We start from the raw sequence: 11,621 nt of genomic DNA on the forward strand, positions 1-11,621 counted from the left end.
CTCATAACTGTACCAAGGCGTATGTTTTAGCCCGGGCGCCTGGATACTGTCAACTTAAGCGAACCATTCGGTACTGTTATGAGGGGGATAGGAAGGAATGCATTCAAAGCCTTTCGCTCACCGCCCAGGCCTCCTGCGTTCATGACGCCGCCGCACCGCCACCCTGCTGGTACTCTCGCGGCGTGCAGCCGAACTCGCGACGAAACACAGTGTGCAGGTATTGTGCAGACCGGAAACCACAATCACGGGCGATCTCGGCAATGGCCAGCCCGGTGTTTTTCAGTCCGTTTGCAGCGGCGGCCAGTTTGAAACGCAGAATCTCGTCATGCACGCTGCAGCCCCTTACGCGGCGAAAGTGTGACTCCAGTGACGAGCGCGAAACGCCCACGTAAGCGGCTACCTGTGCAGTCTTGATGCCTTGGCACGCGTACTGCCGGATAAACAGCAGCGCCTGCATCACATAGGGGTCACCCAAGGGCTGATGCAGACTCGAAGCCTGCACGTTGACAGTGTCCGGAGGTATCAGAATGTGTGTACCCGAGGACGGCATGCCGTGCAGCATCTGGTGCAGCAGACGTGCAGCGGTGCGACCCATCGTATCGGTTCCTTGAACGACCGAACTCAGTGGCACGCGAGTGAGGGTGCGGGTCAACGGATCATTGTCGATGCCGATCAGCGCCACCTGCTCGGGAACGGCGATTCCGGCGGTCAGGCAGGCCTGCAATAGCTGACGAGCACGGGCGTCGGTCACGGCGATGATGCCGATCGGCTTGGGCAGGCTTTGCAGCCAGGCGATCTGCTGTTCTACGGCGCTGTCCCAGAGCGGCGCGCTGGTGCCCAGGCCACGATAGACCTCGGCGTGCAGGCCGTCGCGTTGCAGCAAGCGGCGAAAGGCCTGCTCGCGCTCCTGGGCCCAGCGATTGGCTTGCGCTTCAGGCAGGCTGAAGCAGGCAAAGCGCGTCAGCCCGGCCTCGATCAGGTGCTCGTAGGCCGCCTTGATCAAGGCGTAATTGTCAGTCGCCACATATGGAATGCCCTTCGGGTAGGCGCGCTCGTCCTGATAGGACCCGCCCACCGCTACCACCGGCAGTTTGATCCCGGCCAATGCCTCGCCGATCAGTGGGTCATCGAAATCGGCAATGATCCCGTCGCCCTGCCAGCGCTCGATGCCTTTCAGGCGACAGAGGAAATCCTCCTCGAGGAACAGGTCCCAGGACACCCGGGTGCTGCTGAGGTAGTTGCCGATGCCACTGATGATGCCGCGGTCATAAATCTTGCTGCCGTTGAACAACAGCGCGATGCGGTGAACGGGAGGTACGGTTTTCATTGTTTTTATGCCGATTCGATAAGCACGACGCCGTGGGCCACAGACTAGGCCGCTGACCGACGAATCTCAACACTCAAAATCGCACTGTACGTTGACGATTTTCATAATCAGCGCATGCAGGGCCGTTGCTAGTATCCAGACACCGCCAAGAACAATAAGGAAAACGCTCATGCCGTACTTCCCCGACGTCGACAGGGTTCGCTATGAAGGCCCTGACAGCGACTCGCCCCTCGCCTTTCGCCACTATGACGCCGACAAGCTGGTCCTCGGCAAACCCATGCGCGAGCACTTGCGCATGGCGGCCTGCTACTGGCACACCTTCGTATGGCCGGGCGCCGACATGTTCGGTGTCGGCACCTTCAAGCGCCCATGGCAAGGTTCCGGTGACCCGATGGAACTGGCCATCGGCAAAGCCGAAGCGGCGTTCGAGTTCTTCTCCAAGCTCGGCATCGACTACTACAGCTTCCACGACACCGATGTGGCACCGGAAGGCGCCTCACTCAAGGAGTATCGCCACAACTTCGCGCACATGGTCGATCATCTTGAGCGCCATCAGCAACAGAGCGGCATAAAACTGCTGTGGGGCACGGCCAACTGCTTCAGCAATCCACGCTTCGCCGCAGGCGCTGCCAGCAACCCGGACCCGGAAGTCTTTGCCTACGCCGCGACCCAGGTGTTCAGCGCGATGAATGCCACCCAGCGTCTCAAAGGGTCCAACTACGTATTGTGGGGCGGTCGTGAAGGCTACGAAACCCTGCTCAATACGGACCTCAAGCGTGAACGCGAACAACTCGGTCGCTTCATGCGCATGGTGGTCGAGCACAAGCACAAGATCGGTTTCAAGGGTGACTTGCTGATCGAGCCCAAGCCACAGGAGCCGACCAAGCATCAGTACGATTACGACAGCGCCACGGTGTTCGGTTTTCTGCAGCAGTACGGCCTGGAAAACGAGATCAAGGTCAATATCGAGGCCAACCACGCCACGCTGGCCGGACACAGCTTCCACCACGAAATCGCCACAGCGGTCTCGCTGGGGATCTTCGGCAGCATCGACGCCAACCGTGGCGACCCACAGAACGGCTGGGACACGGACCAGTTCCCCAACAGCGTCGAGGAGATGACCCTCGCCACCTACGAGATCCTCAAGGCTGGCGGCTTCACCAATGGCGGTTTCAATTTCGACTCCAAGGTACGTCGCCAGAGCCTCGACGATATCGATCTGTTCCACGGCCACGTCGCCGCGATGGATGTCCTTGCCCTGGCGCTGGAACGTGCCGCCGCCATGGTGCAGAACGATAAACTCCAGCAGTTCAAGGATCAGCGCTATGCGGGCTGGCAGCAGCCTTTCGGGCAATCGGTACTGGCGGGCGAATTCAGCCTTGCGTCGCTCGCCGAACACGCCTTCGCCAACGAGTTGAACCCGCAGGCCGTCAGCGGCCGCCAGGAACTGCTCGAAGGTGTGGTCAATCGCTTTATCTACGCCTGACAGGCGTAGCTGGACGTCGCCGTGACATTCAGGCGACAAATCTTCACACGCGACGTCCGGCAACGCTCTACAGTTCTATCGGTATCACCCTCAGTCAAGCAGTGTCTCAAACAACAATAAAAGGACGCACCCTATGAACACCCTGAAACGTACGCTGCTCGCCAGCGCGCTGGCCTTGCTGTCCCTGCCGGTCATGGCTGACTCCGCGCACCCGAAAATAGGTTTTTCCATTGATGACCTGCGTCTGGAGCGCTGGTCACGCGACCGTGATTACTTCGTTGCGGCGGCGGAAAAGCTGAACGCCAAGGTCTTCGTACAATCGGCGGATGCCAATGAGCAGAAACAGATCTCGCAGATAGAAAACCTCATTGCTCGCGGCGTCGATGTGATCGTCATCGTGCCGTTCAACGCCACCGTACTGACCAATGCCGTTGCCGAAGCCAAAAAGGCCGGGATCAAGGTAGTGTCGTATGACCGGCTGATCCTCAATGCCGATATCGATGCGTACATTTCCTTCGATAACGAAAAGGTCGGCGAGATGCAGGCCAACGGCGTGCTGAAAGCAGCGCCCAAGGGCAATTACTTCCTGCTGGGCGGCGCGCCCACCGACAACAACGCCAAGATTCTGCGTGAAGGCCAGATGAAAGCGCTGCAACCGGCCATCGACAGAGGTGATATCAAGATCGTCGGCCAGCAGTGGGTAAAGGAGTGGAACCCTACCGAAGCCCTGAGCATTGTCGAAAACGCCCTGACGCGTAATAACAACAAGATCGATGGCATCGTCGCCTCCAACGACGCCACTGCCGGCGGCGCGATCCAGGCCCTCGCCGCACAGCAACTGGCCGGCAAAGTCCCTATCTCGGGCCAGGATGCGGACCTCGCGGCGGTCAAGCGGGTCATCGATGGCACCCAGACCATGACCGTCTACAAGCCGCTGAAACTGATTGCCACGGAAGCCGCCAAGCTCTCAGTGCAATTGGCACGCAAAGAGAAACCCGAGTTCACCTCGCAATACGACAATGGCAGCAAGAAAGTCGACACCATCCTGCTGACGCCTACAGCGTTGACCAAGGACAACATCGACCTGCTGGAGAAAGACGGGTTCTACACCAAGGCGCAGATTGCCGGGCAATGAGCGTCGATCGTTGATACGTCGCTGAAAGCCAGAGCACGACCCTGCGGTTAGGTAGGGCCGTCGCTCAGGCCAAGCCATTACACCTTCGTAGAGCCCTGCGCCATGTCTGACTACTTGTTGCAAATGAATGGCATCGTCAAATCCTTTGGCGGTGTAAAAGCGCTCAACGGCATCGATATCACAGTGAAGCCCGGCGAATGCGTCGGCCTGTGCGGCGAGAACGGCGCGGGCAAGTCCACGTTGATGAAAGTCCTTTCGGCGGTCTATCCCTACGGCACCTGGGAGGGCGAGATCCTGTGGGATGGCCAACCGCTCAAGGCACAATCGATCAGCGAAACGGAAGCGGCCGGGATCGTCATCATCCATCAGGAGCTGACGCTGGTCCCGGACCTGTCAGTGGCCGAAAACATCTTCATGGGTCACGAGCTGACGCTCCCCGGCGGGCGCATGAATTATCCGGCCATGATCCACCGCGCCGAGTCGCTGATGCGGGAACTCAAAGTGCCTGACATGAACGTGGCACTGCCGGTTTCCCAGTATGGCGGCGGCTACCAGCAACTGGTGGAAATCGCCAAGGCGCTGAACAAGAAGGCGCGTCTGTTGATTCTCGATGAGCCCTCCTCGGCCCTGACCCGTTCCGAAATCGAGGTGCTGCTGAACATCATTCGCGACCTGAAGGCTAAAGGGGTCGCGTGCGTGTACATCTCCCACAAGCTCGATGAAGTGGCCGCCGTGTGCGACACCATTTCAGTCATCCGCGACGGCAAACATATCGCAACCACTGCAATGGCGGACATGGACATTCCAAAGATCATCACCCAGATGGTCGGACGCGAAATGAGCAACCTCTATCCCACCGAGCCGCATGATGTCGGCGAGGTGATTTTCGAAGCGCGGCATATCACCTGCCATGACGTCGATAACCCCAAGCGCAAGCGGGTCGACGACGTATCGTTCGTCCTCAGGCGCGGGGAAATCCTCGGCATCGCCGGGCTGGTGGGCGCGGGCCGCACCGAACTGGTATCCGCCCTGTTTGGCGCCTATCCGGGTCGATACAGCGGTGAAGTGTGGCTCGATGGCCAGATGATCGACACGCGCACGCCGCTCAAATCAATCCGCGCCGGTCTGTGCATGGTCCCCGAAGACCGCAAGCGCCAGGGCATCATTCCGGACCTGGGTGTCGGCCAGAACATCACCCTCGCGGTCCTCGACAGCTACTCGAACATGACCCGTATCGACGCCGAGGCAGAGCTGGGCAGTATCGACCGAGAAATCTCGCGCATGCACCTCAAGACCGCCAGCCCGTTTTTGCCGATTACCAGCCTGTCCGGCGGCAATCAGCAGAAAGCCGTGCTGGCGAAGATGCTGCTCACCCGCCCGCGCGTTCTGATACTCGACGAGCCCACTCGCGGCGTCGATGTCGGCGCCAAGTACGAGATTTACAAGCTGATGGGTGCGCTGGCAGCCGAGGGCGTGTCGATCATCATGGTGTCTTCGGAACTGGCCGAAGTGCTGGGCGTGTCCGACCGCGTACTGGTGATTGGCGACGGCCGGTTGCGCGGCGACTTCATCAACCATGAACTGACTCAGGAGCAGGTGCTCGCCGCTGCACTCAGCCACTCCGATGCCCCTCACAATAATGCCCGGAAGACCGCGTAGATGAACCAGGTCAAACAGTTCTTCACCCGCTACAAAATGCTCGCACTGGTGATTGCCATCGCCGTTATCTGGCTGTTCTTCAGTTGGCAGACCGAAGGCGGCTTCCTCACCCCGCGCAACTTGTCCAACCTGCTGCGACAGATGTCCATTACCGGGATTCTGGCCTGCGGCATGGTGCTGGTGATCATCAGCGGCGAGATTGACCTGTCGGTGGGCTCATTGCTTGGCCTGCTCGGTGGCCTGGCGGCGATTCTGGATGTGGTTTACCACGTTCCGCTGCTGGCGAACCTGAGTGTGGTGGCCTTTTGCGGCCTGATGATCGGCCTCGCCAATGGCTACATGACTGCCTACCTGCGGATCCCCTCGTTCATCGTCGGGCTGGGTGGCATGCTGGCGTTTCGCGGCGTTCTGCTGGGGATCACCGGCGGCACGACCATCGCTCCGGTGTCGCCGTCGCTGGTCTATATCGGTCAGGGCTATCTGCCACATGCGGTAGGCACCGGGCTCGGCATCCTGCTGCTGGCGCTGACGCTGTTCCTGACCTGGAAACAACGGCGCAACAGAGCGCTGCACGGGCTGGCGGCACATTCGCTGATTCGTGATGTGTTGCGTGTGTTGTTGATCGGCGCTGTGCTGGGCGGCTTTGTCTATGTGCTCAACAGCTACGACGGAATACCCGTTCCGGTGTTGCTGTTGCTGGTCCTGCTCGGCGTGTTCAGTTATGTCACCAGCCAGACGGTATTCGGGCGCCGCGTCTACGCCGTCGGCAGCAACATGGAAGCCACGCGCCTGTCCGGCATCAACGTACAGGCCGTGAAGCTGTGGATCTTCGGCATCATGGGCGTGATGTGCGCGTTTGCCGGGCTGGTCAACACCGCACGCCTGGCCGCCGGCTCACCCTCGGCCGGCAACATGGGCGAACTCGACGCCATCGCCGCATGCTTCATCGGCGGCACGTCCATGCGTGGCGGTTCAGGCACTGTCTACGGAGCCCTGCTCGGCGCACTGGTCATCACCAGTCTCGACAACGGCATGTCGATGCTCGACGTCGACAGTTACTGGCAGATGATCGTCAAGGGCGGCATTCTGGTATTGGCGGTGTGGGTGGACGTGAGTACCCGCGCCGGGCGGCGCTGATCGCTGCCCGACACGCAAGCTGACAGCGCGCAATCAAGCCGGTCTGGCCGCTATCGCTTCGACCTCGATCAACGCGCCGGGCAATGGCAGCGCTACCACCTGCAACGCCGTGCGCGCGGGTTTGAGAGGTTGTTCCGGCGTGCCGAAAAATTGCGTGTAACCGGCCTGCAACCCGGCAAAATCCAGCTTGCCGGCGGTTTCCTCGGCACCGACCAGAAATACCCGCAACTGTACGATATCGCCCAGATCGAGGTCCTGTTGCTGAAGGATTCTGCGCAGTTTGTTGAATACCGAAACGGTCTGTACTTCGGTGTTGCCATAGGCTGCCGGCGTACCCGACGGAGCCTGCGGGTCGGCGAGGTCAGGCAAGGTGCCGCTGACAAATACCAGGCTGGTCGAGGCTGGCACTGTCACGGTTTGCGAGATCGGAAAATCGCCGACGCTGGTGCGTTGAATGCTGTCGCTCATGGTGTCTCTCCTTCAATGGATATTCAGGAATAAGGGTTACGTAAAACGACGGGGTCGTGCAGTTGCACGTCATGACGCGGCAAGGGTCGAAATCTGCCGCGCTTGCGTCACTCGCTCGGCCAGTTGCGCCACCACATGTCGCGCCGAGTTGGCCGCCGACTCCTGCCAGATGCCGACTCCGCTTTGCACCAGTCCGTCACCGGCGAAGTACACACGACCATGGGGCTCGTCCAGCAACGCACTGGCAGCGGCCGGAAAATGTTCGCGTTGCAACCAAGGGCCTTCGCTGTAAGGGATCTGCTCCCAGGACACGGCCAGCGGGTTGCGCAACTGCCGCGAATACCCCGGATGCAGCAGCTCTACCGCTTCTCTGGAAGCAGCGTATTGTGTGTCGAACGGTCGCGCACCGAACGCAGCGGCCCCCTCCCCGGTGACATAACCCGCCACCAGCAGACCTTCACGGGTGTTCAAATCGTTACTGGGATACCACAACAGCCGCGCCGGATGGTCGATCCAGGACAACCCGCCGTAGATGCGGTAGTCGGTTTCCCAAAAACGCGGAGATTGCCAGGCCACCTTGGTCGCCTGATCGTTGCGGGTGCTGAGCAAGGCCGCCTTGACCGGATCACTGAAATCGGTGTCCAGTCTGGCCAGCAAAGGCAGTGGCAGGGTTGACACCAGATAGTCGGCGCGCACCACATGCTCGCGACCGCTGTATCTGTCGTGATAGGTAACTGCCACGCCGTCTTCCAGTTGACGAATCTGCCGTACCTGCGCGCCCAGTTGCACCTGGTCGGTGAGGCGCTGGTAAAAGGCGTCGGTGATCCGGTCCATGCCACCGACCGGTTGAAACATGGTCGCGGAAAACTCGGGAAACTCGGTGTGCAGCAGTGCGCCCCATAATTCGGGGTGCAGCAAGCGATCCAGCGCCACCGGTTGCGCACTGCTCGGCAAGGCTCCTGGATCAGAAAGCGACGTTTGATGCCCGGAGCGCAGGCTGCCCTCGTAAGCCAGTTCCTGCGAAAGGTCGCCATACACCTGCAAGAACGCCAACAGCCGCTGACGCTCCTCGCCACTCAACACATCGTCCAGCGCGTCGCGCTGCACCGCCCTGGCCAGCAAACCGGAAAGATGGCCGCGAGCGTCATTGATCGCCTGGCCGACAGTGAACGCGGGGCGTTGCAGGTCCGGGCGTACCTGTGCTCCATGGCTGCTGTTGACCAGTACTTCAAGCGGCACACCCAGTTCACTGCAGTAGTCGAGCAACGTCCGATGCTGGCTGGGAATGCGCGCCGGACCGGCATTGAAATACACCCCTGAATCGAAGCTTGCGGTCTGTGAGCGGCCGTCCTTGTACTCCACCCGATCGCCGTTGCGCAGCGTCCAGTTACGGCCACCCACTCGCTCACGGGCTTCCAGCACTTGCACGGCAAAACCTGCGCGCTTCAGTTCCAGTGCCGTGACCAGCCCGGCAATGCCTGCCCCCAGCACCAGCACGCGAGTGCCCTGCCCCAGACCGTCGCCGAGTTTCAGAGGCTGTGGCCGTCGATGTGATGAAGGCCCCAGCCCCAGTACCGCAAGCGCATCCTTGACGGCGGTCTCGCCGCCCACCGCAGCGATACTGGAAAGCGCTTCACGTCGTGTCAGTCCCATATCGTTTGCTCCCTTCAACGCTTCAGTCCGGCAAGCCGGGCGGGTTGATCAACGACCTGTCGACGCGCTCCACATCCAGCCCCCAGCGTTTGAGCACCTGCTCGTACTGGCCGCCGGCAATCGCTCCTTCCAGGGCGGTGTGAATCGGCCTGACCAGGCCGTTGTCCTTGCGCGTGGTCACGGCGATATCCGCCTGCAGCGGCCAGCCGCCATTGACCGTGCCTACCCGCTTGATGCCGCCGGTAATCGCGGCCGAATAGGCATATATCGAATTGGGCCCGAACAGCGCATCACTGCGACCCGACTGAATGGCAAGTTGTGCGGCCGCCTGATCATCGAAGTACTGCAACAGCGCAGGCTTGATACCGGCCTTTTCATTCGCTTCGTTCCACGCCAGCAGAACCTTTTCCTGATTGGTGCCGGAGCCGACGATAATTTTCAGCCCGGCAATGTCCGACGCCTGTTTTATCTCGCTTATTTTGCTGTTGGCTTTCACGTAGAAGCCCAGGACGTCCTGACGGTAAGTGGCGAAATCGAAGCGTTTCTTGCGCGCTTCAGTGACGGTGACATTGCTGATCACCGCGTCGTATTTTCCCGAACTGACGCCCAGCGGCCAGTCCTCCCAACTGGTCTGCACCACGTTCAATTGCAAGCCCAGGCTATCCGCTACCAGTTGCGCGGTATCGGCCTCGCTGCCAATAGTGGTCTTGTCATCATTGGCCAGCAGCGCCAACGGCGGCCCCGCAACACCGGAGACGGCCACGGTGAACTTGCCAGGCTGGGCGAACTTGAAGCCCGCCGGGATCTGTGCGATGGCCGCCTCGTTACGCGGCACATGAATGCGTGGCCGGTCGGGACTCAGATCGACCGGTTGCGCGGTCGAGGCCAAAGTATTGTGGGCGACGCTGACGGCTAGCGTCAGCAAGGCCACACGGGCGATATTGATGAACATCAGCAGTCACTCCTTGATAGCGGGAAAGTCATAGCACCTTGCCGAGAAAGGCAGCCGTGCGAGGATGTCGAGGTTGATGGAACACCTGCTCCGGCGGCCCTTGCTCGATCAGTCGGCCCTCGCAGAGAAACACGACATGGTCTGCCACCTCACGGGCGAAGCCGATTTCATGAGTGACCACCACCAGCGTGACACCCAGTTGCGTCAGGCCCTTGATGACGTCCAGCACCTCGCCGACCAGCTCGGGGTCAAGGGCTGAGGTGGGCTCATCGAACAGCAGGACCTTGGGGTCCAGCGCAAGCGCGCGGGCGATTGCGACACGCTGTTGCTGCCCCCCGGAAAGCTGGCGCGGGTACGCATCTGTCTTGTCTGCCAGACCAACCCTGGCCAGCAGCTCACTTGCCCTGGCCCGGGCCTCGGACTTGCTCCAGCGTTTGTGGGCCAAAGGCGCTTCGGCGATGTTTTCCCAGGCAGTGAGGTGCGCGAACAGGTTGAAATTCTGGAACACGAAGCCGACCTCGATCCGCCGCTTGAGGATCTCGCGCTCCTTGAGTTCATAGAGCAGGTCGCCCTTGCGACGATAGCCAACGTAATCACCGTCGATGGTGATGTACCCGCTGTCGATCTTTTCCAAGTGGTTGATGGTGCGCAGCAGCGTGGACTTGCCGGAACCGGAAGGACCGAGTATCACCGTGACCTTGCCCGGCTCGATGCTCAGGTCGATGTCCTTGAGCACCTGCTGGCTGCCAAAGCGCTTGCCCACGCCCTGAATCTGAATGCGCCCTGCGCGCACTGGCGTGGAGGCCTCACCCATGGTGCTTCTCCCCGGACGCGCTGCCCTTGAGCCAGCCGCGCAGGCGCTGCAAGGGTGTCGGCGGCAGTACACGTGCCGAGCCACGGGCAAAGTGGCGTTCGACGTAATACTGGGCACTGGTCAGCACCGTAGTGATGATCAGGTACCAGACGGTGGCCACGATCAGCAACGGAATCACTGCCTGGGTGCGGTTGTAGATGACCTGCACGGTGTAGAACAGCTCCGGCAAGGCCAGCACGTAAACAATGGATGTTCCCTTGACCAGACCGATGATCTCGTTAAAACCCGAAGGCAGAATCGAGCGCAACGCCTGGGGCAGAATGATCCGGAAAATCCGCCGCGACGCAGGCAGGCCAAGTGCCGCAGCAGCTTCATGCTGACCGGCATCGACACCGATCAGCCCGCCACGAATGATTTCTGCGGTATAGGCCGACTGCATCAGGCTCAAGCCCAGTACCGCAACGGTGAACTGACTGAGCACGTCCACCGTCGACCACTCGGCGAAGACCAGCTGGGTGAACGGCACCCCGAGTACGATGTGGTCGTACAGGTAGGCGAAGTTGTAGAGGATGATCAACACCAATAGCGCAGGCATCGAGCGGAAAAACCAGATGTAGCCCCAGGCCAGTGCCGCCAGCAGCGGCGAACCCGACAGGCGCGCCAACGCCAGCGCCGTGCCGAGAATGATGCTGAACAGCGTGCTGAGCAGCGTCAACAGAAGCGTCTGCGCAAGGCCGCGCAGCACCGATGGCGAGAAGAACCACTGGCCGAAGACGCCCCACTCCCAACGCGGGTTGGTCGCCAGCGAGTGCACAATGACCAGCAGCACCAGCGCCGCGAATATCGACCCGATCCAGCGACCGGGATGCCGGGCGGGGACAATCTGCAATGCCTTTATCGGCGGCGGTGCTACGCGGCCCTGAGCAAGCGGATAATGACGGGCCTCATCAATGAAGTCATAGGGTTTGGCGACAATGGGCATAGTGCTTC

Annotated in this window: 10 protein-coding genes; 4 read left to right on the plus strand and 6 right to left on the minus strand. The window is 60.7% G+C overall.

Annotated features, from left to right (window positions below; all coding sequences use genetic code 11):
• Positions 1 to 139 precede the first annotated feature (139 nt).
• Positions 140 to 1,327, minus strand: coding sequence for a XylR family transcriptional regulator (locus tag GE543_RS01965; protein WP_153220436.1), 1,188 nt, complete (start codon positions 1,325 to 1,327; stop codon positions 140 to 142).
• Between the two features lie 169 nt (positions 1,328 to 1,496).
• On the opposite strand from GE543_RS01965, the gene xylA reads away from it, so the two are divergent.
• The 4 genes from xylA to GE543_RS01985 all read left to right on the plus strand — a co-directional run bounded on the left by xylA (position 1,497) and on the right by GE543_RS01985 (position 6,744).
• Positions 1,497 to 2,813, plus strand: a complete 1,317-nt coding sequence (gene xylA / locus GE543_RS01970) for a xylose isomerase (RefSeq protein ID WP_153220438.1) — start codon at positions 1,497 to 1,499, stop codon at positions 2,811 to 2,813.
• 133 nt (positions 2,814 to 2,946) lie between these two features.
• Positions 2,947 to 3,948 (plus strand): D-xylose ABC transporter substrate-binding protein, encoded by a 1,002-nt coding sequence (gene xylF / locus GE543_RS01975; RefSeq protein WP_153220440.1) that lies wholly within the window; start codon positions 2,947 to 2,949, stop codon positions 3,946 to 3,948.
• 102 nt (positions 3,949 to 4,050) lie between these two features.
• Entirely contained in the window at positions 4,051 to 5,607 is a 1,557-nt protein-coding gene (gene xylG / locus GE543_RS01980) for a D-xylose ABC transporter ATP-binding protein (RefSeq protein WP_103688602.1), read from the plus strand.
• Complete coding sequence (locus GE543_RS01985; RefSeq protein WP_046235225.1) at positions 5,608 to 6,744, plus strand: sugar ABC transporter permease; 1,137 nt, start codon at positions 5,608 to 5,610, stop codon at positions 6,742 to 6,744.
• 33 nt (positions 6,745 to 6,777) lie between these two features.
• Here the strand turns inward: GE543_RS01985 and GE543_RS01990 are convergent, their stop codons facing one another.
• From GE543_RS01990 to GE543_RS02010, 5 genes are all read right to left on the minus strand, one after another.
• Positions 6,778 to 7,212: a RidA family protein gene (locus tag GE543_RS01990; RefSeq protein ID WP_003410837.1), complete on the minus strand. Its 435-nt coding sequence runs from the start codon at positions 7,210 to 7,212 to the stop codon at positions 6,778 to 6,780.
• A gap of 69 nt (positions 7,213 to 7,281) precedes the next feature.
• A complete protein-coding gene (locus GE543_RS01995; RefSeq protein ID WP_153220442.1) occupies positions 7,282 to 8,865 on the minus strand; it encodes an FAD-dependent oxidoreductase in 1,584 nt (527 codons plus the stop codon).
• Positions 8,866 to 8,887: 22 nt separating this feature from the next.
• Positions 8,888 to 9,817, minus strand: coding sequence for an ABC transporter substrate-binding protein (locus tag GE543_RS02000; RefSeq protein ID WP_003410842.1), 930 nt, complete (start codon positions 9,815 to 9,817; stop codon positions 8,888 to 8,890).
• A gap of 28 nt (positions 9,818 to 9,845) precedes the next feature.
• Entirely contained in the window at positions 9,846 to 10,631 is a 786-nt protein-coding gene (locus tag GE543_RS02005) for an amino acid ABC transporter ATP-binding protein (protein WP_003410844.1), read from the minus strand.
• Positions 10,624 to 11,613, minus strand: coding sequence for an amino acid ABC transporter permease (locus GE543_RS02010; RefSeq protein WP_003410846.1), 990 nt, complete (start codon positions 11,611 to 11,613; stop codon positions 10,624 to 10,626). The genes GE543_RS02005 and GE543_RS02010 overlap by 8 nt, the downstream gene beginning before the upstream one ends.
• Positions 11,614 to 11,621: the final 8 nt, after the last annotated feature.

Source organism: Pseudomonas sp. SZ57 (assembly GCF_009495975.1).
GTDB classification, from domain to species: Bacteria; Pseudomonadota; Gammaproteobacteria; order Pseudomonadales; family Pseudomonadaceae; genus Aquipseudomonas; species Aquipseudomonas syringae.

What these genes read in the sequence shown, in the direction of transcription:
- xylA (WP_153220438.1), top strand. Translation starts at nt 1,497, where the DNA reads ATGCCGTACTTCCCCGACGTCGACAGGGTTCGCTATGAAGGCCCTGAC.
- GE543_RS01965 (WP_153220436.1), bottom strand. Translation starts at nt 1,327, where the DNA reads ATGAAAACCGTACCTCCCGTTCACCGCATCGCGCTGTTGTTCAACGGC.
- GE543_RS01995 (WP_153220442.1), bottom strand. Translation starts at nt 8,865, where the DNA reads ATGGGACTGACACGACGTGAAGCGCTTTCCAGTATCGCTGCGGTGGGC.
- xylF (WP_153220440.1), top strand. Translation starts at nt 2,947, where the DNA reads ATGAACACCCTGAAACGTACGCTGCTCGCCAGCGCGCTGGCCTTGCTG.
- GE543_RS02005 (WP_003410844.1), bottom strand. Translation starts at nt 10,631, where the DNA reads ATGGGTGAGGCCTCCACGCCAGTGCGCGCAGGGCGCATTCAGATTCAG.
- GE543_RS01985 (WP_046235225.1), top strand. Translation starts at nt 5,608, where the DNA reads ATGAACCAGGTCAAACAGTTCTTCACCCGCTACAAAATGCTCGCACTG.
- GE543_RS02000 (WP_003410842.1), bottom strand. Translation starts at nt 9,817, where the DNA reads ATGTTCATCAATATCGCCCGTGTGGCCTTGCTGACGCTAGCCGTCAGC.
- xylG (WP_103688602.1), top strand. Translation starts at nt 4,051, where the DNA reads ATGTCTGACTACTTGTTGCAAATGAATGGCATCGTCAAATCCTTTGGC.
- GE543_RS01990 (WP_003410837.1), bottom strand. Translation starts at nt 7,212, where the DNA reads ATGAGCGACAGCATTCAACGCACCAGCGTCGGCGATTTTCCGATCTCG.
- GE543_RS02010 (WP_003410846.1), bottom strand. Translation starts at nt 11,613, where the DNA reads ATGCCCATTGTCGCCAAACCCTATGACTTCATTGATGAGGCCCGTCAT.